The 26622-nt window shown below is 46.6% G+C and carries 22 protein-coding genes; 6 read left to right on the forward strand and 16 right to left on the reverse strand.

Annotated elements, in window-relative coordinates:
* Positions 1-432: 432 nt before the first annotated feature.
* Positions 433-1353, reverse strand: coding sequence for a LysR family transcriptional regulator (locus ASC49_RS14105; RefSeq protein ID WP_055463897.1), 921 nt, complete (start codon positions 1351-1353; stop codon positions 433-435).
* A 127-nt stretch (positions 1354-1480) separates the two neighbouring features.
* Here ASC49_RS14105 and lysA point away from each other — a divergent pair, with 127 nt between their 5' ends.
* Positions 1481-2728, forward strand: a complete 1248-nt coding sequence (lysA, locus tag ASC49_RS14110) for a diaminopimelate decarboxylase (protein WP_082443850.1) — start codon at positions 1481-1483, stop codon at positions 2726-2728.
* 439 nt (positions 2729-3167) lie between these two features.
* Here lysA and ASC49_RS14115 read toward each other — a convergent pair whose 3' ends face one another.
* Complete coding sequence (locus ASC49_RS14115; RefSeq protein WP_055463898.1) at positions 3168-4871, reverse strand: protein adenylyltransferase SelO; 1704 nt, start codon at positions 4869-4871, stop codon at positions 3168-3170.
* Between the two features lie 203 nt (positions 4872-5074).
* On the opposite strand from ASC49_RS14115, the gene ASC49_RS14120 reads away from it, so the two are divergent.
* Entirely contained in the window at positions 5075-6376 is a 1302-nt protein-coding gene (locus ASC49_RS14120) for an MFS transporter (RefSeq protein WP_072242125.1), read from the forward strand.
* On the opposite strand, the gene ASC49_RS14125 is transcribed toward ASC49_RS14120, so the two are convergent.
* From ASC49_RS14125 to gap, 6 genes are all read right to left on the reverse strand, one after another.
* Positions 6373-6846 (reverse strand): Lrp/AsnC family transcriptional regulator, encoded by a 474-nt coding sequence (locus ASC49_RS14125; protein ID WP_055463899.1) that lies wholly within the window; start codon positions 6844-6846, stop codon positions 6373-6375. The genes ASC49_RS14120 and ASC49_RS14125 overlap by 4 nt on opposite strands.
* Before the next feature lie 184 nt (positions 6847-7030).
* A complete protein-coding gene (gene purK, locus ASC49_RS14130; protein WP_055463900.1) occupies positions 7031-8101 on the reverse strand; it encodes a 5-(carboxyamino)imidazole ribonucleotide synthase in 1071 nt (356 codons plus the stop codon).
* Between the two features lie 3 nt (positions 8102-8104).
* A complete protein-coding gene (gene purE / locus ASC49_RS14135; RefSeq protein WP_055463901.1) occupies positions 8105-8596 on the reverse strand; it encodes a 5-(carboxyamino)imidazole ribonucleotide mutase in 492 nt (163 codons plus the stop codon).
* A 203-nt stretch (positions 8597-8799) separates the two neighbouring features.
* Positions 8800-9255, reverse strand: coding sequence for a methylglyoxal synthase (locus tag ASC49_RS14140; protein WP_055463902.1), 456 nt, complete (start codon positions 9253-9255; stop codon positions 8800-8802).
* Positions 9255-10700: a pyruvate kinase gene (pyk, locus tag ASC49_RS14145; protein WP_055463903.1), complete on the reverse strand. Its 1446-nt coding sequence runs from the start codon at positions 10698-10700 to the stop codon at positions 9255-9257. Before pyk ends, ASC49_RS14140 begins: the two co-directional genes overlap by 1 nt.
* Positions 10701-10783: 83 nt before the next feature.
* The gene (gene gap / locus ASC49_RS14150) at positions 10784-11797 is read right to left on the reverse strand and encodes a type I glyceraldehyde-3-phosphate dehydrogenase (RefSeq protein WP_055463904.1); all 1014 of its coding nucleotides are present in this window, start codon (positions 11795-11797) and stop codon (positions 10784-10786) included.
* 363 nt (positions 11798-12160) lie between these two features.
* On the opposite strand from gap, the gene edd reads away from it, so the two are divergent.
* The gene (gene edd, locus ASC49_RS14155) at positions 12161-13975 is read left to right on the forward strand and encodes a phosphogluconate dehydratase (RefSeq protein ID WP_055463905.1); all 1815 of its coding nucleotides are present in this window, start codon (positions 12161-12163) and stop codon (positions 13973-13975) included.
* Positions 13976-14137: 162 nt separating this feature from the next.
* Here edd and putP read toward each other — a convergent pair whose 3' ends face one another.
* Together putP and hexR are read right to left on the reverse strand one after the other, a co-directional pair.
* Positions 14138-15634, reverse strand: coding sequence for a sodium/proline symporter PutP (gene putP / locus ASC49_RS14160; protein ID WP_055463906.1), 1497 nt, complete (start codon positions 15632-15634; stop codon positions 14138-14140).
* 310 nt (positions 15635-15944) lie between these two features.
* Positions 15945-16808 carry a transcriptional regulator HexR gene (gene hexR / locus ASC49_RS14165; RefSeq protein WP_055463907.1) on the reverse strand — a complete coding sequence of 288 codons (864 nt, stop codon included), beginning with the start codon at positions 16806-16808 and terminating at the stop codon, positions 15945-15947.
* Between the two features lie 89 nt (positions 16809-16897).
* Here hexR and ASC49_RS14170 point away from each other — a divergent pair, with 89 nt between their 5' ends.
* On the forward strand, positions 16898-17785 hold the full coding sequence (locus ASC49_RS14170) for a phosphotransferase (protein ID WP_055463908.1): 888 nt from the start codon (positions 16898-16900) through the stop codon (positions 17783-17785).
* A complete protein-coding gene (gene ung / locus ASC49_RS14175; protein WP_055463909.1) occupies positions 17782-18465 on the forward strand; it encodes a uracil-DNA glycosylase in 684 nt (227 codons plus the stop codon). Before ASC49_RS14170 ends, ung begins: the two co-directional genes overlap by 4 nt.
* A gap of 81 nt (positions 18466-18546) precedes the next feature.
* On the opposite strand, the gene ygfZ is transcribed toward ung, so the two are convergent.
* Positions 18547-19458: a CAF17-like 4Fe-4S cluster assembly/insertion protein YgfZ gene (gene ygfZ, locus ASC49_RS14180; RefSeq protein WP_055463910.1), complete on the reverse strand. Its 912-nt coding sequence runs from the start codon at positions 19456-19458 to the stop codon at positions 18547-18549.
* Between the two features lie 246 nt (positions 19459-19704).
* Between ygfZ and xylB the strand changes: the two genes are divergently transcribed.
* Positions 19705-21201: a xylulokinase gene (gene xylB / locus ASC49_RS14185; protein WP_055463911.1), complete on the forward strand. Its 1497-nt coding sequence runs from the start codon at positions 19705-19707 to the stop codon at positions 21199-21201.
* Positions 21202-21290: 89 nt separating this feature from the next.
* On the opposite strand, the gene ASC49_RS14190 is transcribed toward xylB, so the two are convergent.
* The 5 genes from ASC49_RS14190 to ASC49_RS14210 form a co-directional block, all read right to left on the reverse strand.
* The gene (locus ASC49_RS14190) at positions 21291-22169 is read right to left on the reverse strand and encodes a helix-turn-helix domain-containing protein (RefSeq protein ID WP_055463912.1); all 879 of its coding nucleotides are present in this window, start codon (positions 22167-22169) and stop codon (positions 21291-21293) included.
* Between the two features lie 94 nt (positions 22170-22263).
* On the reverse strand, positions 22264-23694 hold the full coding sequence (locus ASC49_RS14195; RefSeq protein WP_055463913.1) for a mannitol dehydrogenase family protein: 1431 nt from the start codon (positions 23692-23694) through the stop codon (positions 22264-22266).
* Positions 23687-24790, reverse strand: coding sequence for an ABC transporter ATP-binding protein (locus ASC49_RS14200; RefSeq protein WP_055463914.1), 1104 nt, complete (start codon positions 24788-24790; stop codon positions 23687-23689). Before ASC49_RS14200 ends, ASC49_RS14195 begins: the two co-directional genes overlap by 8 nt.
* Positions 24791-24809: 19 nt before the next feature.
* Positions 24810-25640, reverse strand: coding sequence for a carbohydrate ABC transporter permease (locus ASC49_RS14205; protein WP_055463915.1), 831 nt, complete (start codon positions 25638-25640; stop codon positions 24810-24812).
* A gap of 10 nt (positions 25641-25650) precedes the next feature.
* The gene (locus ASC49_RS14210; RefSeq protein WP_055463916.1) at positions 25651-26511 is read right to left on the reverse strand and encodes a carbohydrate ABC transporter permease; all 861 of its coding nucleotides are present in this window, start codon (positions 26509-26511) and stop codon (positions 25651-25653) included.
* Positions 26512-26622: the final 111 nt, after the last annotated feature.

A 26622-nucleotide genomic window follows, 5' to 3' on the forward strand; every position in this document is an offset into this window, starting at 1 on the left:
CAGAAGTGACTCTTTACACGCCGCAGGCGCTCGCCATCGCCGATGGTAGTGTGGGCTTTTCTTAAGAATTGATGGGCATGTGAGAGTAGGTCGTACCGCAAGGGCATAAATATCGTCAAGCTTTTCATTAAGAATCCCTGATCGCTAACGCGGCCAGGGCTTTTTTACGTCTTGCGAAAAACACTCCGGCCCTTCATCCCCGATAGAGTCGGGTCATATGAGGTTTGCATCTTAGCTCGATAGGCAATGGGGCAGATCCCTCGACAGATGGCGGTCATTGATACCTGATGTAAGTATAGGGATCTGAGCCCTGAAGAAAACAAGTCCCGTAGGTTGGAGTCATCCAACAAATTTTATAAACACCGACTAGACAACGTCGGATGGCGTCACAAGCTCCTTATCCCGACGGCTCATTAGTAAATATGTCTAAACTTAATTAGCAGAGTACATATTAATTTTGGTTATTATTTCTTTCGCTTCCTCTTCCAGTGCTGCAATAAAGTCATCTAAAAAAGGGTTAAAGGGACGGTGTAAAGGCAAAAGTATATTGACGGTAAATGGGTAAGACACATTCAATGGACGAATTTGCAGGCCATGATCAATAAAATCCAGAGCGGTTAGCGGGTTGATGATGGCAATTCCCGCCCCTTTGCTTACCAGCTTACAGACAGACGCGGCGGTGGGGGTTTCTATCACTGTTTTACGATTGATTCCAAGTTTATGTAGCTCTTCATCCAATTTGATTCGATAAGGATCAGTAGGCGATAAGTTAACAAAAGGTTGACCTTCGAAATCTCGAATATCAATAGTATCTTTTGTTAATAATGGATGGTTATTTGGCAAAATACAGACTTCATCGATGCTTAACAAAGGTTTAAGTGTAGTGCCTGAAGGTGAGTAGTTGTTTTCGGTCAAACCAAGATCGTATTGCTGGTACGTTAAACTTTGCTCTAAATAAGGTGGTTCTTGTACCGAAATAGAGATGCCGACATTTTTGCTGGTGTTTAAAAACTTTAGACAAGCTCCCGGTAAAAGCGACTGAGAAAAAGCTGGTAATGTCAGTATTGAAAGTCTTCCTACCTGATCAATGCGCAAATCTTCAACGGTTGACCAAATTCTTTCCAAACCTATGTATGAGCGTTTCACCTCCTCAAAAAGAGTGTAAGCCGCATTGCTGGGCTTGAGTCGGCCTCGCACTCGTTCAAATAAACTGAACCCTAATACTTGTTCAAGTCTTGCTAACTCGCGACTAATGGTGGGTTGTGAGGTGTGCAATATATCTGCAGCGTTGGTCACGCTTTCCGCAGTCATCAAAGCATTGAATATTTCAATTTGTCGGAATGTTAGCTTCATGGGTCATATCAGAAGTGAATAGAAATTGAATAAATAGATATTATTTGTGTTTTTGTCTGAGCGCTATGATTGATTCACTTTCAATAACTAGAAAATTGACTCAAATAATCTATAGGGGCATGGCGAAGTGACTATTTTTAATCCCAATACACTAATAGAAATAACCCAGCAGTTTGGTACTCCTGTGTGGGTGTACGATACGGCCACTATTCGGCAACAGATAAGACGGCTTCGAGAGTTTGATGTCATTCGTTTTGCGCAAAAAGCTTGTTCGAACACGCATATATTACGATTAATGCGAGAAGAAGGCGTAATGGTAGATGCCGTGTCCGCTGGAGAAATTGAAAGAAGTTTAGTAGCGGGCTACAGCAACAGTGACAATCCCGAAAGCATTGTTTTTACCGCAGATCTGATAGATCGTGAAACGATAGAATTGGTAATTCAACACCACATTCCTGTCAATATTGGCTCTATGGATATGTTGTATCGAATTGCAGAAGTAAATCCTCACCATCCAGTTTGGATACGTGTAAATCCTGGGTTTGGCCATGGGCATAGTGAAAAAACCAATACTGGTGGACCAAATAGCAAACATGGTATTTCGCTTGAAGATTTGCCGCACGCCGTTGCTGTGATTCAACAATATGGTTTGGATTTAATTGGCATTCATATGCACATTGGTTCAGGTTCAGACTTTGCACATTTGTCTCAAGCCTGCCAAGTTATGGTCGAGATAGTGAAATTAGCCAATGTGGATATTCGAGCTATTTCTACTGGAGGTGGGCTTCCTGCGACTTATACAGAAAAGGATGTAGAATTAGATACCAATAGCTTTTTTAGATTATGGGATGAGGCTCGTAAAGAGATAGAAAATCATTTAGGCCACGTTATTAAACTAGAAGTAGAGCCAGGACGATTTTTAGTTGCAAACGCGGGTGTTTTGGTGGCGGAAATCCATTGCTTGAAATCAACGCAGCACCACAATTTCATTTTAGTCGATGCAGGTTTTAATGACCTGTTAAGACCGAGTATGTATGGCAGCTATCACAAAATTGAGGTGGTTCATCAAGCAACACATCAGAAGCCTGCAATAATACAATCTAATGAGCTTGAGTATGCGGTGGCTGGCCCTTTGTGCGAGTCTGGCGATGTATTTACTCAGGATGCAAATGGAGTAATTTGCCATCAAATATTAGTTAATGCTAAAGTTGGTGATCTGTTGGTATTTAATGATGCAGGGGCCTATGGTGCTTCTATGTCATCAAATTACAATAGTCGACCACTAGCGCCTGAAGTAATAATTGAAGAAGGAAAATATCGTCTCATCAGAAAAAGACAAACCATAAGTAATCTTTTGGCATTAGAAGCCCTTTAGAACTTCTGCTGTTTAATAAAGTCAAATGAGGCGGATGGTGTTGCAAGCTCCTTATCCCGGCTTACGCTTTTACTTGACGATCATAGAGTACCTGATCTCATCCGCGTTTTATGCTTGTCACAGACGCTCAGAAGTGACTCTTTACACGCCACAGGTGCTCACCATCGCTGATGGTAGTGTGGGTTTTTCTTAAGAATTGATGGGCATGTGATAGTAGTTCGCACCGCAAGGGCATAAATATCGTCAAGCTTTTCATTAAGAAGCCCTGATTGCTGATGCAGTCAGGGCTTTTTTTACGTCTGTCGAAAAGCACTCCGACCCTTCCTCCCCGAACTGAGTCGGGTCGTTCGAGAACGTGTTCCCGCGCTATGCGTGGACCTACGATGCAAGGGCGGTGATCTTGTAGGTCTTCGCAGTGCGAAGGAAGGTACAAGCAAGCTTAGGAAGAGCAGCTGTAATGACTAACACCACCCATTCGATAAAACTCTTCTGGGCGAAGGCGGTAGTATTTATCTTCCATTTCTTGAGATTGTTCTTGATAAGGATTGCTAAGAACTTCTTGCAGCTCTTTAATCAACGCGTAGTTACCCAGTTCTGCTTGCTGATATGCTGGAACGACGAGCCACTCGCGCCAAGTGTATTTTGGATTGACCTGTTTCATAGCGTGGCTAACGCTGGTTTGTTGTTCGTCGGCATTGATAGCCGTGCGCCACTGATCAAGCCATTGTTGCCATTGATCTAATTGTTCTTGAGTAGGGTTTTTGTAGAAGCTGCCTACTAGAGCAGAAGCTTCTTCTGGGACATGAGACAGCTCACGAAAGAACATATTAAAGTCGGCTCGATTGTTGATCATTAATGTTAACAGTTGCTCCACAAGCTCTGAGTCGTAACGTTCAAGTCCTAGCTTACCAGCCCACATAGTTTCAACTTTTTGCTGCATCACATGAATAAACTCATCACGGATTTGCAGCAGTGCTTCGTGTGCATTGGGTTCTTCTTGCAGTAAGGGTTCTAAGGATTTACAGAACATGTTGAAGTTTTGCTGTGCCGCTAGAGGCTGGTTTAAGAATGAGAAGTGGCGTCCGCCCCCTGTCCAAGGTTGGAAAACTGGGTCAAACATTTCACAGAAACCAAATGGGCCGTAATCTAAGGTGTAGCCTCCGACAGGACAGTTGTCTCCATTAAAGTTGCCTTGGCAATAGCCCACGCGAATCCAGTCAGCGATTAAGGAGCAGAGTCGGTCACGAAACAATTGCGCGATTTTGACTAGCTTATTTGGGAAAGTCAGAGCGGGATCAATTTCTGCTTGGTACTCACGGTCAATGACATGGCGAACAAGCATTTCAAGCTCTTTGAGTGCCGTTGGGTAGGCATTGGAACGAGTGCGACGAGCAAAAAGTTCAAGCTGCCCGACACGTATGAATGACGGTGCCACTCGAGTTGAAATGGCCACTGAGTTAGCTACCATGGTTTCTGGATCATTGGATTGAGAGCCTTCGAAGTACCAAGGGCGGTGTACTTGCTCTGACTTAGAAACGAACAAACTAAGAGAGCGAGACGTGGGAATGCCAAGGGCATGCATAGCCTCTTGTGCTAAAAATTCACGCACACTCGAGCGCAGTACAGCACGGCCATCTCCACCACGACAGTAAGGCGTGCGTCCACCGCCTTTTAGTTGCATTTCCCAGCGTTTACCCTTGAAGATTCCTTCGAAGATGGACATGGCACGTCCATCACCATAGCCATTTCCGGTACGAAAAGGGCATTGCTGTGTGTATTCAGTACCGTAGATGGAAAGTGCGTAACCAGTGGCCCAGCCAAGCTTTAACATCGGAGCAGGCGCATTAGATAGATCTCCTGAAAAGATGTGCTGGAATCCTTGTGTCTGGACCAGTCCATCGTCTAAGCCGAGTTCTTCAAAGAAGGTGCTACTGTGAGCTATGTATTCGGGGGCAGGCAAAGGTGTCGGTGTTACAGGGACATAGTGGCCGGAGTAGACTTGTCTTGGTTGATGCTCATTGCCATCTTGGTTGGCATCAGGATCGACGTTGAGTGAATCCATTAAGGAGTAGTTAGCTAACTTGGCGAACTCTTCAATGGTCGATATCTTAGAATTGAGGTCGCTGTTGCTGTCGTTTGCCATAGATTATCTTCTCTCTTAAATCGTTCTAGTTTGGATTCATCTTACTTTACATAAATTGTATTTATGCTGCCGCCTGATAGATAGACCTATGGGCATTTTTACTTCTGAACCTCATTACTTTGAGATTAGCTGCGCAATTTATTGAACTGATTCATTAGAATAGGTTGTACTGTATTGAGCGATATAAATAAGGATTTTGGTTGATGAACAGTCAGTCATGGGCAACGAGCCTGTATAAGTGGATGGTGAAATCTGAACAGAAGAAAGAAGGTGAGAAGGAGTCAACCGCAAGAAACTTTTTGCGCTTAATAAGTGCTCAGTTTCTGACTAATACTGGAGACGCCATCGTTAACCCTAAAGTGACTTTGCCTTGGCTTTTGCAAAGTGTTGGAGCGCCAACATTTCTTGTAGGATGGCTCGTCCCCATTCGTGAATCCGGGTCGTTAATACCGCAGTTATTTATAGCGAGCCTCATGCGACGCTTAGCTATACGAAAGTGGGTATGGGTTGCAGGGAGCGCTATTCAAGCGCTATCGCTTTTGCTGATGGCTGGGGTTGCAAACTATTTGGAAGGCTATAGCGCCGGTGTGGCAATTATTGCACTGCTTGCTCTATTTAGTTGTGCGCGGGGCCTTAATTCTGTAGCCACAAAAGATGTGTTGGGCAAAACGATTCCAAAATCAGAGCGGGGGCAGGTTACAGGGCTTTCTGCCAGCGCGGCAGGCTTAGTAACGATTGGCTTAGCTGTAATGATGGCATTGAGTTATGTCTATGATTGGCAGACATCAAGCTACTTTATTTGGGGGCTTATTGCTGGAGCTTTTTTGTGGCTGTTATCGGCTATTATTTTTGCTCGTGTTGAAGAGCCTGCGAGCGAAACGGAAAAAGAAGAATTCAGTATCGCCTCTTCTTTATCTCAGTTGTCCCTTCTTAAAACTGATAAGGAGTTTCGCCATTTTGTCTTCACTCGTGCTTGTTTTTTGGGGACTGCATTAAGCGCGCCATACTATGTATTGCTGGCGGAGAACCGTATTGGTGATTCTATTTGGGTGCTGGCGATGTTTATGGGAATCAGTGGTCTTGCAGGGCTGCTATCCGGTCCTTTCTGGGGCCGTTTTTCTGATCTCTCTAGCCGTAAAGTTCTGATTGCGGCATCTAGCCTTGGCGCATTGACGGGTCTTATACTGTTTGCCATTGCTCAGTGGATGCCTGATTTGCTGGCGTCTATTTGGTTACTCCCCTTATTTTATTTCGCACTGACCGTTTTTCACCAAGGTATAAGAGTCGGGCGTAAAACCTATTTAGTTGATATGGCCGATGGTAATAAACGTACTAGCTATGTGGCCGTCGGAAATACTGCGATAGGTCTAATGCTTTTGCTGTTTAGCTTAATTGGTCTGCTAAGTGAGATTATGTCACTTGAGGCCCTTATTTTAATTTATGCCATCATCACGCTTGCTGGCGTGCTGATGGCTATGCGACTACCTGATGTGTCTAAGCATTAATTAGGTAGAGGCACATGGCTACGCTGCTTAATTTGATTCAGGACGATAGTAGAGCTCACATCCCGTATGCCATCTAGACAGGAAAGCTCTTCAGTAATGAAATCTGATAAAGCAGCGAGATTATGAGAAATTACACGTAACCAGTAGTCACAGGAGCCGCTTACAGCATAGCATTCTAAGACGGTGTCGATATTCGTAACGTGCTCTTGGAAGCTTTGGCGTGCTAGGTTATTGCCCTTCTCTAGGGTAACGGAAATGAAAGCCGTTATTTGGTACCCCAATTCTGATATGTTCAGCTGAGTGTTATAGGATTCAATAAGGCTACTTTGCTCGAGCCGTTGTAGGCGCCGTGAGCATTGTGAAGGTGATAAATTGACCTGTTCGGAGAGGGCGACGTTGGATAGTCGGGCGTTGCTTTGCAGTGCTTTCAACAGCTTCCAGTCGAAGGCGTCAAGTTCTAAATTGTTCATTCAAAGTTCCTGAGCATTGTGACCCTGCTTATAATTTTATATTTAGAGGTAGTGCAGGGATTCTAGATATAGACTAAGGGAATATTTCGAATAAACAAGCGTCCTTTAAATCATTTTAGAGAGAAATACGCGTAAATTTGTAAGCAGGCGTAAAAAAGGCTGCCTTGAGCAGCCTTTTTCGCAATTAAGCGGAAGGAAGATTCTTGGCAAGCCAAGTCAGCGCTTCATCGTACGGCGCAGGCATGCTGCTAAGTGATTTAAGAATCGACTGGAGTTGATCTAGATCGCCAGAGCAGGCATTTAAATGGCCTACTTTACGACCTGGACGCACTTCTTTACGGTACCAGTACAGCTCAAGGCCTTTGATCGATAGCCAGTTGTAATCTACGTCAACGCCAATCAAGTTGACCATCATGCTTTGGTTTTTCACTTCAGCTGGAGCTAAAGGTAAACCGGCTACGGCACGGATATGGTTTTCAAATTGGTTGACGCTTGCGCCTGCTTGTGTCCAGTGTCCACTGTTGTGCACACGCGGAGCAAGTTCGTTGATAAGGAGCTTATCGCCACAACGGAAACATTCCATTGCCATAACACCAACATAATCTAGAGCATCCATTAGCTTACCTAACATGCCTTCGGCTTGCTCTTGTAGGTGTTCAAGACGCTGTAGTGGTGAAATAGACGCGTACAAAATGCCATTGATGTGAAGGTTCAGAGTCAGTGGGTAGAAGTATTTCTCACCGTTCTTACCACGTACACCAACCACGGACACTTCTTCGTCGAAGTTTATCGCTTGTTCTGCGATCGCTTGGCCTTTCCATTCCTCAGGAATTTCAGTGCCTTCTGCTTGCTTTAACCAGTACTGACCACGACCGTCGTAACCACCGCGGCGGCGCTTCATAAGCACGCGATCGCCCAGCGTGGCGTATGCTTTTTCAGCGGTTGAATCGTCTTCCACTGGGAACCAAGGCGCTGTGGCTAGATCAAGTTTGTCGATCCATTGCTTCTGTGTCAGGCGGTCTGCAAGCTGAGGGAACGTTTCTAGGTTAACGAAGTTAGGGTGTGCCGCCAGTTGCTTTGTCGCAGCCGTTTCAGGCCAGTCTTCACGTTCGGCGGTAACAATGTCGTCTGCTTGCAGAGGTAGCGTTTCATCCGTTTCAATATCAACCGGTTTTACGTCTAGACCAAGTGGATTAGCAGCTTGTTTAAGCATAGCGCCAAGTTGGCCTGCGCCTAGTACCCAAATAGATGACATGAATTAAGCCTCGCGTGGATCTGGATTAGATAGAACTGTTTCAGTTTGCTCGTTGCGGAATGCTTCGATTCGCTCAGCTAATTCGGCATCTTCGTTGGCTAGGATTTGACAAGCCAGTAGGCCAGCGTTAAACGCTCCTGCAGTACCAATTGCAAGTGTGCCTACGGCAACACCTTTTGGCATTTGCGCGATAGACAGCAAGCTATCCATACCGTTAAGAGCTTTACTCTGAACTGGAACACCTAGCACAGGTAGGCGAGTGTGTGCTGCAACCATGCCAGGAAGGTGTGCTGCACCGCCTGCACCACCGATAATTACTTTGAAGCCACGCTCAACTGCGCTTTCAGAAAATTCAGCCAGCTTTACAGGTGTGCGATGTGCAGAGACCACTTCAACGTGGTAAGCAACACCTAATTTATCCATGATTTCAGCCGCAGCTTCCATTGTGGACCAGTCACTTTTCGATCCCATAATAAGGGCTACTTTCGCTTGCAAAATCGTTCTCCTGCGCTGTTCTCCAACGGGTATGAGGGGGAGTGTCGGAGTTAATGTTCAAGTCATAGGAGGAGCTGTGCTCAACTCCAGTAAATAGGGGCGATAATATAGCCGATTTTCGCCGAAACCGCGAGTTAGTGAATGCTTAGAAACGACTTTTTTGTGTTGCAGAGAACGGATTATCTAAATATGAAAAAGGCGAGTTAGAGTCTCGCCTTGAGGTAACTATCATAATCTGGGATTTGCTTCTCAAACGGCTCATCAAACAAAGGTGAGCTAATTAAGAAGTTAGCCGAAGATACGCTACAGGCGATAGGAATATTCCACACTGCTGCCACACGCAGAAGGGCTTTAATATCAGGATCATGGGGCATAGGCTCAAAAGGATCCCAAAAGAAAATTAGGATATCGATTTTACCCTCGGCAATCAAACCACCAAGCTGCTGATCGCCGCCCAAGGGGCCACTGATTAGTGCATTAACCGGTACACCTAGTTGCTTCTGTAACAGGTTTCCTGTGGTGCCGGTGGCCATCAGTTCATGTTTGACCAGCTTGTCTTTGTGTTGAACCGCCCAAGCGGTTAGCTCGGGCTTCATGTTGTCATGGGCGACCAAGGCAACGCGCTTACGCGCTGCCGTGGTAATGGTTTTCTTATCCATTAAGCAACCGCGCCAACTTCAACCACTTTGATCATGTTGGTGGTGCCATGAGAAACCAAGTGATCACCTTTAGTTACGATCACTAGATCGCCATCTTTAACCAAACCAAGGGACTTCACTTTGTTCACTAGGCCAGAGATGATTGTGTCAACATCATGCTCTTGAGAAGAGAAAGCGACAGGTGTTACACCACGGTAAAGTGCTGTTTTGTTTAGTGTTTCTTGGTTCGGCGACAATGCATAGATTGGCAAACCAGAAGAAATACGCGACAGTAGCAGTGGTGTTGTGCCAGATGCTGTCAAACTAATGATCGCTTTCACGCCTTCCAGATGGTTTGCTGCATACATAGCGGCCATCGCAATTGTTTCAGAAACCGATGTGAAGGTGATATCTAGACGGTGTTTTGAGCGCATCACTGATGGGTGCTTCTCAGCGCCAAGACAAACACTGTCCATCTTCTTAACTACTTCTTCTGGATATGAACCAGCGGCTGTCTCTGCAGAAAGCATGACTGCATCAGTGCCATCTAACACAGCGTTGGCAACGTCAAACACTTCCGCACGAGTTGGCATGGCCTGCGTGATCATGGTCTCCATCATCTGCGTTGCCGTAATAACAGGACGGTTTAACTGACGGCAGCGTTTGATCATATGTTTTTGCACACCGATCAATTCTGCGTCACCAATTTCAACACCTAGGTCACCACGAGCAACCATGACCGCATCTGATGCCAAGATAATTGCGTCCAGGGTTTCATTGTCAGCAACGGCTTCAGCGCGTTCTACTTTTGCTACGATGCCTGTTTCAAGACCAGCTGCGCGAGCAAGTTCGCGAGCTTCTTCAAGGTCCGCGGCACTGCGTGGGAAAGATACGGCAAGGTAGTCCGCTTTTAGCGCTGCCGCTGTTTTGATGTCTTCTTTGTCTTTCTCTGTTAATGCCGCTGCAGATAGACCGCCACCTTGACGGTTAATGCCTTTGTTGTTTGAAAGCGGGCCACCAACGATAACTTTGGTATGAACTTCTAGGCCTTTTACTTCAATCACTTCTAAAACAACACGGCCGTCGTCTAGAAGTAGAATGTTACCCGGTGAAGAGTCTTGAGCAAGTTGTGGGTAATCGATACCAACACGCGACTCGTCACCTGCGTTTTTGTCAAAGCCCACATCTAGGATAAAGTGCGCGCCGTCTTTTAGCGTCACTTTTGTGTCTTTGAAACGTGCAATACGAATTTTTGGACCTTGTAGGTCGCCAAGAATGGCTACGTGGCGCTTGTTCTTTGCTGCCATTTCACGCACCACATTGGCACGATTAATATGATCTTCAGGTTGCCCGTGAGAAAAGTTTAAACGGAAGACGTTTGCTCCGGCTAAGATTAATTTTTCGATCATCTCTGGAGAGCTGGAAGCTGGGCCTAACGTGGCAACGATTTTGGTTCTGCGAGTCATATTAATTCCAAAAAATTTAAAGCGTGGAGTTAGAGTATAGAGACGACAAAGGCTGCATCAGCAGCCTTTGTTATTTAGAAGTATTATTTTGCGCTCATGAGTGCAAGTGTATTATCTAGCATTCGATTTGAGAAGCCCCACTCGTTGTCGTACCACGCCATAACCTTAACTAATTTACCTTGAACGCGGGTTTGGGTCGCATCAAAGTTGGAAGTATAGGTGCTGTGGTTAAAGTCTGTAGAGACTAGCGGCTCGTAGTTCACGCACAATACTTGCGCTAAGATTGGGTCGGCAGCGATCGCATCTTCAATGATTTTGTTCACTTCTTCTGCAGTGGTTTCGCGTGGTGCTAAGAAAGTTAGGTCCACCAAAGAAACGTTGATGGTCGGTACGCGAACTGCCATACCATCGAATTTGCCTGCTAGAGCAGGAACAACCAAACCAACAGCCGCTGCGGCACCTGTCTTAGTAGGGATCATGTTCATGGCTGCGGCACGAGCGCGGTATAGATCTTCATGATAAACATCCGATAAGCGCTGATCATTAGTGTAGGCATGGATAGTGGTCATTAGGCCACTTTCGATACCCAGCTTCTCGTTCAGAGGCTTAGCAATCGGCGCTAAACAGTTTGTCGTACAAGATGCGTTAGAAATAACGGTCATGTCTGACGTTAGCACTTCTTGGTTTACACCGTACACAACGGTCGCATCGACCTCTTTACCTGGTGCAGAAATGATCACTTTTTTCGCACCTGCTTTGATGTGAGCACCTGCCGTCGCTTTTGTAGTAAAGAACCCAGTACATTCATACACCACATCAACACCCAGGTCAGCCCAAGGCAAGTTCGCTGGGTCGCGCTCAGAAAACGTTAGAATTTTATCTTCGTTAATGTACAGCGCTTCCGTATCAAAATTCACATCCGCATTGAAACGTCCGTGAACTGTGTCATATTTAGTTAAGTGAGCATTGATTTTGGAATCGCCAAGATCGTTGATAGCAACGACCTGGATTTGGTCGCGCTTGCCGGACTCGTAAAGCGCTCGAAGTACGTTGCGTCCGATACGTCCATAACCATTAATAGCTACCTTAATCGTCATATCTCACTCCTAATATTTGAAGATACAGTCTGTCCTAGAAAATAAGTGTAGGACAGTTTCTTTTCAATGTTATTGTAAAAACACTACAAAAATAAAAAATCTCTCAGGAAGAAAAAAGCATAACTTACTAATTTTGTTCAAAAAATAGTCATGCTTTCGTAATCTTCCTTCATTTAGCCTGTTATATTGCTCTATTCTAACGAAAAAAAAGATGCTTGGTAGTATTTTTGGTAAAAAAATTACATAAAAGCCGTTTTTTGTCCGTTTAACTCTTGTTTGTTGCGGTTAAATTATTAAAATGTAGTAAAATTACATAAATCGGTTTCGCTGGCCTAGTTAACGAAATCTTGATGGAGAGCAAAGATGAACCCTATTGTGGAAAAAGTAACTCAAGCCATTATTGATCGCAGCAAAGAGCTCCGTTCTCAATATTTAGCGGATATGAAGCAGGCTGAGTTAAAGGGTCCACATCGTGGGGCATTGTCATGTGGCAACTTGGCACATGGCTTCGCAGCGTGCCAGCCGCAGGAGAAACAAAAGCTAAAGCTGATGGATGAAGCCAACATCGGTATTGTTTCTTCCTATAACGACATGTTATCTGCGCACAAACCTTATGAGCACTACCCAGATATTATTCGCCAAGCTGTGGCAGAAATGGGCTCGGTGACGCAGTTTGCAGGTGGCGTTCCAGCCATGTGTGATGGTGTAACACAAGGTTTGGAAGGTATGGAGTTGTCATTGTTCAGTCGTGACAACATCGCTCAAGGGGCTGCTATCGCTTTGTCCCATAACATGTTTGATGCGGCGTTGTTTTTAGGAATCTGTGACAAAATTGTACCGGGTCTTTTGATTGCAGCGCTTCGATTTGGTCATCTACCTTGTCTGTTTGTGCCAGCAGGGCCAATGCCTTCAGGTATAACGAATGCTCAGAAAGCTGCCGTTCGCCAGCGTTTTGCTAAAGGCGAAGCCACTCGAGTTGAGCTGTTAGAAGCTGAATCAGCTTCATACCACAGTGCGGGGACTTGTACTTTCTACGGCACAGCCAACTCTAACCAATTATTGGTTGAGATGATGGGATTGCAGTTGCCTGGCTCTTCATTTGTTAACCCTGAAGATCCAATGCGTGATGCATTGACTCGTTACGCTGCTCAGCTAGCGACCAAAACCACAGCGTTAGGTAAAGATTACCGTCCGATCTATAAAGTGATTGATGAACGTTCGATTGTGAATGCCATTGTTGGTCTGCTGGCGACGGGTGGTTCGACCAACCACACGATGCACATTGTGGCGTTTGCGCGTGCGGCAGGCATCATTGTTAACTGGCAAGACTTTGCTGAGTTGTCAAAAGTGGTGCCTCTGCTAACGCGTATTTACCCGAATGGTCAAGCGGACATTAACCATTTCCAAGCAGCCGGTGGTATGGCTTTCTTGACTAAGCAACTATTGCAAGGCGGTTTGCTACATGAAGATGTGAACACCATCGTTGGCCAAGGCTTGACGCATTACACCAAAGAGCCATTTATGGACGGTGAACAGCTGGTATGGCGTGATGGTATTGAAGCCAGTCTTGATGAAGACGTGGTACGCCCAATTGACAATCCATTTAGTAAAGAAGGTGGTCTTGCCTTACTAGAAGGCAACATTGGTCGCGCTGTGATTAAAGTCTCTGCGGTGAAAGAAGAAAACCGAATTATCGAAGCACCCGCTGCCGTATTCCATGATCAGAATGACCTCGTGGAAGCCATTCGTAGTGGTGAGCTGAAACGTGATTGTGTGGCGGTGGTTCGTTACCAAGGTCCCAAAGCCATCGGGATGCCTGAGTTGCATAAGCTAACGCCGTACCTAGGTAATCTTCAAGACCAAGGTTATAAAGTTGCACTTGTTACCGATGGCCGTATGTCTGGCGCGTCGGGTAAAGTCCCAGCGGCAATTCATTTAACGCCGGAAGCGCTTGCTGGCGGTGTGATCGGTAAAATTCAAAATGGTGACTTAGTGCGCCTAGATGCCGTGGCGGGAACGCTTTCGCTATTGATTGACGAAGTGGAACTTGCACAACGAGAACAAGCGCAGTGTGACCTGCGTCGTTCACACCAAGGTATGGGGCGCGAGCTGTTTGCCAGCTACCGCATGTTGGTCAATGGCGCAGAGCAGGGCGCTTGCAGTTTATTTCATGAGTAAAGTATTTCTCTGACTACTAACGTTTGTTAGTAATGGTGTTTTAGCCTCCCTCGGGAGGCTTTTTTTTGGTCTGCAATAGCTTCCCGTATCGATTGTTGGTCGCCAAATGCAAAAAAAGCCGAGCACTTTACAGTGCTCGGCTTTTGTTCTTAGCGAGAGAGCTTAGGCTAGTGTATCCAGCTTCTTCTCGTACTCATCAAAGGTGTTCAATACTTCTTGCTCTGGTTTGCCTGTCATTAGGCTCACAACAACAATTGCGATAGTTGAAAGGATGAAGCCTGGTACAATTTCGTAAATATCGAAAATGCCGCCAGAAATTTGCTTCCAAACCACAATCGTAATACCACCAACCAAGATTCCTGCTAGGGCGCCGTTGCGATTCATATTCCGCCAGAACAAGCTCAAGATGATGGCAGGACCAAACGCCGCACCAAAGCCAGCCCACGCATAGGACACTAGACCAAGCACGGAGCTTTCTGGGTTAAATGCGAGTAGCAATGCAATAATAGAAAGTGCCACCACACCTAAGCGACCTACGTTAACAATCTGTGACTGTGACGCATTTGGGTTGATCCAAGCTTTGTAAAAGTCTTCTGCCAACGCAGATGAAGACACCAGTAGCTGAGAGTCAGCAGTACTCATAATGGCCGCAAGAATCGCAGCGAGCAAAATGCCAGCAACAATAGGGTTGAACACAGCATTTACTAGAATCATAAAGATCTTCTCGCCGTCTTCTAAAGCGCCAGCCATATGGTTGTCCACATACACAATACCGACTAGGCCAATTAACAGGGCGCCGGCCATCGACAGTGCCGTCCAACTTACCGCAATGCGGCGAGCTGTAGTGAGGTCTTTGTTAGAACGTGACGCTTTAAAACGTGCCAAGATATGTGGCTGACCAAAGTAGCCAAGTCCCCATGCGGCTAACGAAATAATACCGATGATACTAAGTGGCTCACCGTTAATATCGTTCCACATGGTCAGCAACTCAGGGTTTTTCTCTGCCAAGGTGTTTGGTAGCTGAGACCAGTCACCCTCCATAATGGCAATGGGGACGATGACCAGAGCCGCACACATCAGTAACCCCTGTACTAAATCGGTCCAAGACACCGCTAGGAAACCGCCAAATAGGGTGTAAGACACGACACAAACGGTACCGATTATAACGGCCCAACGGTAATCTAGACCAAACACTGTCTCAAACAATTTGCCGCCTGCTACTAGGCCTGAGCTGGTGTAAAACAAGAAGAACAGCAGAATAAAGAAAGCAGAAATAGTCTGAATGAGTTTTGAATTATCTTTAAAGCGAGTAGATAAATATTCTGGAAGCGTTAGAGAGTTGTTGGCTTGAATGCTGTAAGTGCGTAGACGTTTTGCACAAATAAGCCAGTTTAGCCAGGTGCCGATTAGTAGGCCGCCAGCCAGCCAAAGTGATTCCATGCCTGCGGCAAAAGCGTAACCCGGTAAGCCCAATAGCAACCAGCCACTCATATCGGATGCGCCGGCAGACAGAGCGGTTGGCCAAGGGCCTAATGAGCGTCCACCAAGAAAATAGTCTTCCGAACTGGAAGTGCGCTTATAAGCGTATAAGCCAATGCCTAGCATCACCACTAGGTAGGCTAGAAAGGTAAAGCTTATTGCTAAGCTATTATCGATCATTCTTAAGTCCTCTTATTATCATAGTTTTGAGGTGCAGTTGTTACCGAGCCATCCATTCTACGTAGAGTAAAACGTGAGCAAGGGCGCTACTGCATTAGTTTTCTTTATTGTTATGAGCATGGGTTAAGTCTAGGGCTCGCCGTGGCTCTGCTCATAAATTTAACCTAGCCAGCGATTCTATGTGTCAGTAAAGAAAGCGTCTTTCAGAATACTCCGACAATTTGTCGAGATACTCTGGAAATGCATCGGGTATGTTGGGATTGATCTGGGGGAAGGCTCCAAGCCCAAAGGACTTGGAGCGGAAGTAAGATTAGTTATCTTGCTTAGGTAAACGTGTGTCTTGAACGCTCAGTTTCAGTTTACGTAAATGCTCATTAAACTCTGGGCCACGTTTTAGAAGAACTCCAGTTGCCAAGGCATCGATCAGCGTTAAATACACAATACGAGAACTCATAGGTGTGTAAATATCGGTATCTTCAGTCTCTTCGATTGGCAGCACAATCGAGCAATGCTCGGTCAGAGGTGAACCTGGGTTGGTAATGCCGACCACGGTTGCACCGGCTTCACGAGCAACGCGCGCGGTTTCGATCAAAGGCAAAGTACGACCCGAAAGGGAAATGACCACCACCGCATCACCTGGGTGAGTTCCTGCTGCAGCCATGCGCTGTACCAAAATATCGGTATACGCCACAACTGGCATGTTCAAACGGAAGAACTTATGGTGCGCATCTTTGGCAACTGGTCCCGAAGCGCCTAGACCATAAAACTCGATACGACGTGCCTGTGCTAACACATCTACCACTCGACTGATCAGTGTTTCAGGCAAGAGTTCTTGCGCACGAGTCAGGTTGTTTTTTGCAGCCTCAAAGATTTTATTGGTAATGGCGCCCGGCGCATCATCTGGCTCTACGTTCAAATTGACGTATGGCGTGCCCTTGGCAAGGCTTTGGGCAAGTGCCACTTTGAAATCGGGGAAGCCACTACCAATTAGGCTACGGCAAAAACGGTTAACCGTTGGCTCACTTACTTCTGCACGCGCGGCAAGCTTCGCAATGCTAGAGTGAATAGTCGTTTTAGGGTCAGCTAAAATGGCTTCAGCTACCTTACGCTCAGATTTACTCAAGGTACTGAGTTTTTCTTGGATTCTGCGAATAATGTCTTCGTGCTTATTCATTTATGTGCTTCAACAGTAAAATATTGACTCAAATGGGTATCAAGGACATTCTGACAGCGGTTGAGGACTCTGGCAATAAGTGATTGAAAATGTGTGCACTTTCTGAGTATTTGAAGAAAATGAACTCTATCTTACCTGAACATGATCACATCGATGTAGTTCCACTAGAAGAGGGTTTCTCCAATAAAACGTATCAAATCAGTTGGCAGAAACAGCCAAAGCTAGTGCTGCGTATTGCCGATTTGAATAGCCAAGCGTTTGGTATAGATCGACAAGCAGAGTTAGACATTTGCCGTTTGGCGGCAGCAAAAAAGTTGACCGCCCCCGTGCTTTGGCACAGTGAGCAAGCGATTGTTTGGGCATTTTTACCGGGACAAACACTGCCTTGGGATGTTCAGCATGATGCATCCACACTGGCGCCTTTGTGTGAAGCCATCGCGGAGCTGCATCAATTGCCTGCGGTGGCTCAGCAATACGATGTGTATCAATTGATCGAAAACTGGTTAGAAGTGTTAAGCAGTACTAAGAAAACTCCCCAGATTGAAGCTTTGTTGGCCCAAGTAAGCCATTTTTTTCAATCGCTTCCCCGTGTACCTAGGCCAAAGCAGTTGATGCTTTGTCATAATGATTTAAATCCCAAAAATATACTGCTGGATGGCTCCAAAGCGTGGTTGATCGATTGGGAGTCTGCGGGGATGAACGACCCTTTGTTTGATCTTGCGCTGGTGGCGCATGTACATCACTTAAGGCCCGAGCAACTTCGCCAAGCTTATCAAATGGTATTGGACGAAGAGCCCTCGGGTGTGGCACTGGCGTCGATTGAGCATTATCGTCAAGCCTACGTGGTGCGCGAGTTGGCTTGGTTGCTTCTCCGACATCAGCTCTGTGGCGCGCAAGATTTAGATTGCTTGCAGTGGTATCATGCTCTGCTAAACGACCCTGTCTTTAATCCCTACTTTAAAACGGACGATTTATGAACCTCGCATCCGATTGGCAAGCGTTGCTAGCTGATGAATTCAACAAAGATTACATGCAGCAGCTACGTGCATTTCTGGTCCAAGAAAAAGACGCGCGCAAAGTGATCTTTCCTCACTCCAATGACTGTTTTAATGCGCTAAACGAAACGCGCTTTGATAACGTTAAAGTGGTTATTTTAGGACAGGACCCATACCACGGGCCGAATCAAGCCCATGGTTTGTCGTTCTCGGTGAAGCCGGGGGTCAAAACGCCGCCATCGTTGGTGAACATCTATAAAGAGTTGGAAAGCGATCTGGGCATTCCCATGGCTGGTCACGGTTACTTGATTAACTGGGCGCGTCAAGGAGTATTACTGCTTAACAGTGTACTGACGGTGGAAGCTTCTAAGGCTGGCTCGCATCAGAATAAAGGCTGGGAAACCTTTACTGATCAGATTATTCAGCTGATTAACGAGCACCACCAAGGCGTGGTGTTTATGCTGTGGGGATCTTATGCCCAGAAAAAAGGCCGTCATATCGACCGCTCTAAACACTGTGTATTAGAAAGTGTTCACCCGTCGCCGCTATCTGCCTACCGTGGTTTTCTAGGCTGCGGACATTTCTCGAAGGCAAACCAATATCTAGAAAGCATCGGTAAAGCGCCGATCGACTGGAGTGCGCATTTACAGCCAAGCGAATAGGCGAGTTGCTCTTAGCTAAAAAAACGCGCCGATGTCTGCACTTGGGCGCTTTTTTTATCGTCGATTGGTGAGTGAAAAAGCTTAATTGCCCAATTCGTAAGGGAGGGGGATCAAGCTAATCTCGTAGCCTTCCACTGTGGCACTGCCCACTTCGCTTTGCTCCACATTTAAAATCAGTTGGGCCACATGTCGGTTGTCGATAGGCGCTGCATCAAATACCGTACCAATGGCTTTGCCTTCTTCGCTCATCAGCTCTGCGCCGATTTTTAACGGGCCTTCGCAGACACACAGTGCCAGATGTTTCTTCGATTTACCGCGATATTTCATTCGCGCGACGATTTCTTGGCCGGTGTAGCAGCCTTTAGTGAAGCTAATGCCTCCGTTACGGTGCATATTGATCCATTGTGGCAGGATCTCTTCTAAGTGCTCTTTTCCCAACAGTGGTCGCGCGGCCAATAGCTCCATCACCTTGTGCGCAGCAGGATCTTCTGCAGCGGGCAATTCCTCAGCCGCTAGCGCGACCGTTAAGGTTTCTTGATAGTAGGTATTATTCAGAATGAGCTGGCTGCAACCTTCTTGATAAGTCGTGGGGATTGCCAGTGGATACTGAGCTTGTGGCTCAAGCGTGTCGGTTAAAGCAAATAAAGAGCTAACGTGGTATTGCTCGCTGACATCGCACAGCTCGGTCTTAAAAAAGACAGCGTATTTTTTCAAATGTGCCAATAACATCTCTAGGACATCTTGTTTAAGCACCATCAAAAAGGCGTTGTCGGCCTTTTGCAAAATATAAAAGTTGGCAATGATGCGGCCCTTCGGTGTGCACACGGCACCAAACACGCTGGCGTGTTCGTTGACCAATTTCATATCTGCCGTGGTTTGCCCTTGCAATAGTTTGGCACTGTCTGGGCCTTGAATAGAGATGACACCTAGGTCTCGGCTGTGACCGTAGCTGGTCGCAGGAAGCGTCTCACTAAGAAGCTGCTGAAGCTGCATGATGACCTCAAAATGGATAAAAGAATATGTTCAATTATGTGGGGCAAGATTGAGCGAAATCAATGTGTACGACGGGCAAATCCTTTCTCTGTTCAAAAAGTGGCGCAAATTGATGCTTTTTGCTTGGTACTGATACGTAAAAAGCAGATTTCTTGTTTGCCATTGACTAACATCCGTCAACTTCTGACACTCAATGAATTCATCATAATAAGGCGTCGCTGCACTCATCTTTAGCAGGTACATGATATGTTTTTAGGGTTGGATTTAGGCACTTCAGGATTAAAAGGTGTTGTTATTAACGACGACGGTAAAGTGGTAGCGCAAGCCAGCCATGACTTAATGGTCAGCACGCCATATCCCACTTGGTCCGAGCAAGCTCCTGAAGATTGGTGGCAAGCGCTAGAACAAGTATGTGAGCAGTTATCCCAAAAGATAGAGCTGCGCGAGATCGAAGCGCTGGGGATGTCTGGACAGATGCACGGTGCGACGGTTTTAGATGCGGCAGGGCAGGTGTTACGTCCTTGCATCCTGTGGAACGACGGGCGTAGTAAAGCGCAGTGTGATGCGCTCATGGCAGCCCATCCTGAGCTGCTAGAGCTATCAGGCAACCTTGCCATGCCCGGTTTTACTCTACCGAAGATCCTTTGGCTTCAGCAAAATGAGCCAGATATTTTCAACGCGATTGATAAAGTGCTGCTGCCAAAAGACTATCTCATCTATCGCTTAACAGGGGGCTTCAGTACGGATTGCTCTGATGCGGCGGGTACGCTTTGGCTGAATCCTAAAACGCGCCAATGGGATGAGTCGCTATTAGCGATGACAGGGTTAACCAAGGCGAATATGCCAACGGTATATGAAGGGCAGCAGGTCGTTGGTTACCTCACAGCGGACATCGCAACAGGGCTTGGCTTTAATGAAATTCCCGTGGTAGCTGGAGCCGGAGATAATGCCGCTGGCGCGGTTGGTATGGGTATAACTGAGCCGGGACAGGGTTTTGTGTCATTAGGCACATCTGGTGTGTATTTTGCGGTCTCGGAAGCCCACAACGCCAAGCCTGAACAAACGGTGCATGCTTTTTGTCATGCGTTACCTAATCGTTGGCATCAAATGGGTGTCACCTTAAGCGCCGCTAACTCCCTCGCTTGGTTTGCAAATGTGGTTTCTAAGTCAGTGCCCGAGCTATTGCATGAGTTGGAGCAGAGTAACGTGATGCAAACGACAGTGGTGTTCCTGCCTTATTTAAACGGTGAACGAACACCCATTAACGATGCGCTGGCATGCGGTCAATTTTTTGGATTAGTAAACGCAACTCGACGAGAAGAGATGACCTTAGCAATTTTGGAAGGGATCGCTTTCTCGATTCTGGATTGTCAAAATGCGCTTGCCAGTGCCGGTACAGCGGTTGAGTCATTATCTTTAATCGGCGGAGGGGCTCGTAGCTCACTGTGGCGTCAGCTTATCGCCAATGTGTTGAACAAAACGCTGACCTATCGTGATGGTGGTGACGTCGGACCTGGGTTAGGTGCTGCTCGTTTAGCGTTATTGGGTGTGCGTGAGTTGCAAGGTGCAGACATTGAGCAGCTGATTAAACAGTATTGTCTCCTCCCGAATGTGATCGCTACCCATCACCCCGAAACGAGTTTGCAACATTATTATGAAGCGAAATATGCCCTCTACCAACAGCTTTATCAACACACAAAGAGTCTTAACAGCGACTTGGCGAAGTTAAGAAGTAAATCTTAGTGTGGCTGATAAAAAAGCCGCCTGCTACGCGACAGCAGGCGGCAAATCTTCCTCAGGAGGTCGAGGAAGCCCCTTTTTAAATTTTATCGTTAGATCCGATTGTAGTACTGAGTGCGAAAATCCCGCGGTGTCACGCCCTTAAGTTCATGAAAACGGCGGTTAAAATTCGCTACATTATTAAAGCCAACTTGGAAGCATATGTTTGCGATCTGCTGATCCGTTTCGGTCAATAGGTTGCATGCCCGACTGATGCGCATACGATTGACGAACTCGGTAAAACGGTTGCCAGTGGCTTTTTTAAAGAAGCGTGAAAAGTGGCTGTCGGACATGCCAATTAAGCTGGCGACGTCCGCTAGCGTAATGTCATTGGCATAGTTCTTAGATACGTAATCCACCACAGTATTGATTTTTCGCTGTAAAGTTTCACTGGATTTTAAGTCGATCTGAACCGTTGAAAGCAGGCGATAGTTACGGCTTTGCGAGAGTTTATGTAGTAGGGGGAGGGCGTTGATGACGCGTTGTAAGCCAGAAGAATCCCGTACCGCTGCAAAGCTCTCCTTGAGAAAATCATAATCCAAATCGAAAAACTCGACCCCCGATTTTGCTCGTAAAAGCATTGGCATGACTTCGGCTAGCTCTGGAAAAATCTTGGCGCCTACTTCAAACGTCTCATGGTCAAAACGAATCACCATATCTCGTAGCGCTACACTGGCGTCGCCGTCTTGGCAGATCCAATTATGAGGCAGCCGCGGCCCAGTTAGGATCAGTTGCCCCGGTTTGTAATTGCCAATGTAGTCGCCGACAAACACTTTGCCTTGGGATGCGACAATAAAATGTAGCTCATAGTCGTCGTGCGCATGCCAGCGAATCAGTTCGCTTGGGACCCCATGCTCTAAATAACGGATGGTTTCGATACCATCGATAAGCTCGTATTCGGGCGTAACTCTTTTTGTTGTTATCGTTGACATAGCCTTACCTATCTAAATCTCGCAACGCATTTACCCCATGACGATTAGTTGTCATGGGGCTTACTGCGTGATATCTCATTAAAGCAGAATTGCTTTACGAATATTTCTCCTGCATCACCATAATAGCTTGGCTTAGTGAGTCGACAAAGTCAGGATGATCTTCTGGCACCTCTCCCCATAAGAAGCGATCGTTCGCAAAGGCCCGTATTCCTTCGGCGTCGTTAGTAAAGTGTGCCAACGCGCTTAAGTTTGGCTCATGGTAGGGAGTAGTGACCGTACCTGCTCGCGCTTTTTGGAAATAGACAAACCAAGCTGCTATACCTTCGATGGTCTTTATTGGCGTGCGTCCCAGCTCATAACAACCTATGAGTGATGGATAAACGAAGATTGGGAACTTAGCGTAGCCGTCGGTGCAGATACGTTCTACAGTATCGCCAATGTTGGCATTGCTGAAGCGGCGCGCAATGATCTTGGCGTAATTCTCAAGGTCAACAATGGACTCTCCAATCGCTGGAATTGAATCTTGAAAAATAAAGTCTTCGAAATATTGGCGCAGCTCGTCATCACGCATGGCTTCATCAAAATAGGTCATGCCCTTTAGCGCGGCTTGGTAGACCACATTGGTATGACCAGCGTTGAGAATGCGGATTTTTGCTTCTTCATAGGGGGCAACTTTATCAACAAATTGCACGCCCACTAAATCCAATGCAGGTTTGTCCCCAGCGAAGCGGTCCTCGATGACCCACTGAATAAAGTCTTCACCCATGATGGTCATTTCATCGTCTGTGCCAAAGCGTTGCTGTACATCTTGAACATGAATAGGGCTTGGTTTTGGCGTAATGCGATCCACCATGGCACAGGGAAAGGCGACATTTTCAGTGACCCATTGGAGCAGTATTTGATCGCCTTTGGCGTCTAAAAATTGCATCAAACCAGCTTTTAACACTTCGCCATTGTGGCGCAGGTTGTCGCAGCACAGTAATGTGATTTTGGCGTTAGAGGTTTGGCTGCGAAGTTTAAGACCGGCGTACAAAAAGGCGTAAAGCGTCTGACGGCCCCCTTCCAAGTCGGCCTTGATGGCAGGATGGTCGGTCATCAATTGACGTGTTTCGTCTAAGTAATAGCCGCCTTCGGTGACCGTTGAGGTGACTAATTGAATACCAGCATCGGCCATGGTTTGATCAACCAATTCGGGCGTTTGCGCACCGTCGATTTGATTAATGATAGAGCGAATATGCTCGTAAACCGTGGTGCCTTCAGCATCCATCGTCTTCAGCACATACTCGCCTTTTTGCTCCATAAAGCGGGCAAATTGAGCGCTATCTTGTGGTCGAATGTTAACCCCAGTGATGCCCCACTGTTTCCCTTCAGGTAGCGCGAGCAGCCGATCAAAGTAAACTGCTTGATGCGCGCGATGGAATGCGCCAACACCTAAGTGCATCACTCCCGAAGTAATATCTGAGCGCTGATAGTCTTGGCTCAGCATCTGCTCTGAATGGGTTGGCATTTGAAGTCGATTAGTCATGGCTTGCATCCTCAGCAATCACTGAAAAAACACGGTTGTTGTCGTTAAAAAGAATGACTTCGTTTCGATCCACCTGAATGTGAACTTGTTCGCCATCTTTGATAGAGGTGCGAGCAGGGGCTTTAACGATGATGGTTTGATCATTGGATAGGCGAATATGGGTGTACGCTTCAGAGCCTAAATGCTCGATTAATTCCACTTTTCCGACTAAATCGCCACCCGTTTCAACGAGGTGCATGTGTTCTGGTCGTATCCCCATAATGATTTTATCGGGTAGTGGTCCATGGGTACGTGAAACAGGAAAATCGATGCTGGCATTTAATAGTTGTAAATGCAGGGTATCGTTTTCACGCACAACATTGTCTAGTTCAATTAGGTTCATCTTCGGTGTGCCGATGAACTCTGCGACAAAACGGCTGTTTGGAGATCGGTAAAGTTCTAATGGTGTGCCGACTTGCTCAATTTGGCCGGCATTCAAAATCACCACACGATCAGCCAAGGTCATGGCTTCGACTTGGTCATGGGTGACGTAAATCATGGTGGTGCCCAATTTTTTATGTAGGCGCGCTAACTCCAAACGCATTTGTACACGTAGTGCCGCGTCTAAGTTCGATAACGGCTCGTCGAATAGAAAGACTTTAGGCTGGCGCACAATGGCACGGCCAATGGCGACACGTTGGCGCTGACCACCAGAGAGCTCGCGTGGTTTGCGCTCTAATAGTTTATCTAGCTGCAGTGAAGCGGAGACCGATTTCACTTTTTCATCGATGACGCTTTGCTCTTCTTTGGCAAGGCGCAACGCGAAGCTTAAGTTTTCCGCCACCGTCATGTGTGGGTAGAGGGCATAGGACTGGAACACCATCGCCAAATCACGTTTTGACGAAGACAGCTCGGTGATATCACGGCCGTCTAACTCAATGGTGCCGCCAGTGCTTGATTCAAGGCCCGCAATGGTACGTAGTAAGGTCGATTTACCACAGCCAGATGGGCCAACGAAGACGATGAATTCCCCTTCATTGATGGCAAGGTTAATACCACGTAGCGCGTGGTAGTTGTCGTAGTGTTTTTGTAGATCGGTAATGTTTAGGTAAGCCATTGTTATTATTCCTATAAAGCTATTTCACAGCGCCAAAAGTGAGGCCTTGTACCAGTTGTTTTTGACAGAACCAGCCAAAAATAACGATCGGGGCACAGGCAAGAGTGGACGCAGCCGATAATTTGGCCCAGAACAAACCTTCAGGGCTTGAGTAGGAGGCGATCATCGCGGTCAGTGGTGCAGCTTCTGAAGCCGTCAAGTTCAATGACCAGAAGGCTTCGTTCCAGCATAGAACGATGGACAAAAGACCGGTTGACGCGATACCGCCAACGGATAGAGGCAGCACGACCCTAACCATTTCATCCCAAGGGGTAGCACCGTCCATGCGCGCTGCTTCTAGGATTTCTTTAGGTAAATCTTTGAAGTAAGAGAACAGCATCCAGACAATGATGGGCAGGTTCATCAGAGTGAAAATAATCACCAAGCCCAATTTTGAGTCCAATAGGCCATAGTCACGAGACAAGATATAGATTGGAACTAATACGCCCACGGCTGGAAGCATTTTGGTGGACAGCATCCACAGCAGAATGTCTTTGGTTTTCTTACCCGGGAAGAAAGCCATAGAGTACGCTGCTGGGATGGCAATGATGAGTGCCAAGAGCGTCGCGCCAAACGAGGTCACCACAGAGTTCCAGGCGTGTTTCAGATAGTCGCTGCGCTCTTGTACGATCGAGAAGTTCTCAAAAGTCGGTTCAAAGAACAGTTGCGGTGGCACGGAAATCGCCTGCAATTCGGTTTTAAAAGAGGTGATAAACATCCAAAAAATCGGAAAGAACAGTAGTAGTGCTACCGTCCAGGAGGCTAAGCCGACGAGCAGCGTTTTTAATTTGCGTTGTTGCGTTAAAGTCATGATCGTCCCCTTACACGGTGAGATTTTTGCCGACAGCGCGGATTAAGAAGAAAGCCACAATGTTGGCTAGAATGACCGCGAATAAACCACCTGCGGAAGCCACACCAACGTCGTATTGCAGCAGAGCTTGGTTGTAAATGAGGTAAGCAAGGTTGGTGCTGTCGTATCCCGGACCACCGCCTGTAGAGACGTAAATCTCTGCAAACACCGCTAACAGAAAGATGGTTTCGATCATGACGACGACGGCAATTGGGCGGGCAAGATGAGGGATGGTTAGGTAACGGAAGATATGCCAGCCGTTCGCGCCGTCCATTTGTGCCGCTTCTTTTTGCTCTGTGTCTTGTGACTGCAAAGCGGTAACGAATACCAAAATGGCAAAGGGTAGCCACTGCCAGCTGACCATGATGATGACCGACATTAAAGGGTAATCTGATAGCCAGTCGATGGGTTCAAATCCGAGGGTTTGTGAAATCCATGCAAAGATGCCATAGACAGGATTCATCATCATGTTTTTCCAAATCAGAGCATTTACTGTTGGCATGATAAAGAAAGGTGAGATCAGCAAGACGCGTACAACGTTGCGTCCGTAGAAGGGTTTATCAATTAAGGCGGATAAGGCCACTCCAAGTACCACGGTAATGACCAGCACGGAAATCAATAAAATCAACGTGTTAGAGATCGCAATCCAAAAGCCAGGATCGGTGATGAAAAATTCGAAGTTCATCCAACCAACAAAATTATTACGACCCGGATATAGAAGGTTGTAGTTGATGGTTGAGAAGTAAATGGTCATTGATAATGGCACTATCATCCATGCCAGCAGCAAAATAACTGATGGCGCCATTAATAAGCGAGTGATGGAACGCTTCATGGGATAATTCTCTCGTGATTAGCTTTTGGCGCGTCTCGCGACGATTATTTATAAGCAGGGAAGAGGGGTGTTGGCCCCACTTCCACTGCATGAGCGAGTTGTTACTGTTAA

Origin of the sequence: Marinomonas fungiae (assembly GCF_001418205.1) — a bacterium.
In the GTDB taxonomy this organism is placed as follows: domain Bacteria; phylum Pseudomonadota; class Gammaproteobacteria; order Pseudomonadales; family Marinomonadaceae; genus Marinomonas; species Marinomonas fungiae.

Excerpts from the sequence above, each read along its gene's own strand:
- purK (WP_055463900.1), bottom strand. The coding sequence starts at position 8,101 with ATGTCATCTATTTGGGTACTAGGCGCAGGCCAACTTGGCGCTATGCTT.
- hexR (WP_055463907.1), bottom strand. The coding sequence starts at position 16,808 with ATGAATAAGCACGAAGACATTATTCGCAGAATCCAAGAAAAACTCAGT.
- ASC49_RS14200 (WP_055463914.1), bottom strand. The coding sequence starts at position 24,790 with ATGGCTTACCTAAACATTACCGATCTACAAAAACACTACGACAACTAC.
- ASC49_RS14125 (WP_055463899.1), bottom strand. The coding sequence starts at position 6,846 with ATGAACAATTTAGAACTTGACGCCTTCGACTGGAAGCTGTTGAAAGCA.
- ASC49_RS14140 (WP_055463902.1), bottom strand. The coding sequence starts at position 9,255 with ATGGATAAGAAAACCATTACCACGGCAGCGCGTAAGCGCGTTGCCTTG.
- gap (WP_055463904.1), bottom strand. The coding sequence starts at position 11,797 with ATGACGATTAAGGTAGCTATTAATGGTTATGGACGTATCGGACGCAAC.
- edd (WP_055463905.1), top strand. The coding sequence starts at position 12,161 with ATGAACCCTATTGTGGAAAAAGTAACTCAAGCCATTATTGATCGCAGC.
- ygfZ (WP_055463910.1), bottom strand. The coding sequence starts at position 19,458 with ATGCAGCTTCAGCAGCTTCTTAGTGAGACGCTTCCTGCGACCAGCTAC.
- ASC49_RS14205 (WP_055463915.1), bottom strand. The coding sequence starts at position 25,640 with ATGACTTTAACGCAACAACGCAAATTAAAAACGCTGCTCGTCGGCTTA.
- ASC49_RS14190 (WP_055463912.1), bottom strand. The coding sequence starts at position 22,169 with ATGTCAACGATAACAACAAAAAGAGTTACGCCCGAATACGAGCTTATC.
- putP (WP_055463906.1), bottom strand. The coding sequence starts at position 15,634 with ATGATCGATAATAGCTTAGCAATAAGCTTTACCTTTCTAGCCTACCTA.
- ASC49_RS14115 (WP_055463898.1), bottom strand. The coding sequence starts at position 4,871 with ATGGCAAACGACAGCAACAGCGACCTCAATTCTAAGATATCGACCATT.
- ASC49_RS14105 (WP_055463897.1), bottom strand. The coding sequence starts at position 1,353 with ATGAAGCTAACATTCCGACAAATTGAAATATTCAATGCTTTGATGACT.
- ung (WP_055463909.1), top strand. The coding sequence starts at position 17,782 with ATGAACCTCGCATCCGATTGGCAAGCGTTGCTAGCTGATGAATTCAAC.
- xylB (WP_055463911.1), top strand. The coding sequence starts at position 19,705 with ATGTTTTTAGGGTTGGATTTAGGCACTTCAGGATTAAAAGGTGTTGTT.
- ASC49_RS14170 (WP_055463908.1), top strand. The coding sequence starts at position 16,898 with ATGTGTGCACTTTCTGAGTATTTGAAGAAAATGAACTCTATCTTACCT.
- pyk (WP_055463903.1), bottom strand. The coding sequence starts at position 10,700 with ATGACTCGCAGAACCAAAATCGTTGCCACGTTAGGCCCAGCTTCCAGC.
- ASC49_RS14210 (WP_055463916.1), bottom strand. The coding sequence starts at position 26,511 with ATGAAGCGTTCCATCACTCGCTTATTAATGGCGCCATCAGTTATTTTG.
- ASC49_RS14195 (WP_055463913.1), bottom strand. The coding sequence starts at position 23,694 with ATGACTAATCGACTTCAAATGCCAACCCATTCAGAGCAGATGCTGAGC.
- ASC49_RS14120 (WP_072242125.1), top strand. The coding sequence starts at position 5,075 with ATGAACAGTCAGTCATGGGCAACGAGCCTGTATAAGTGGATGGTGAAA.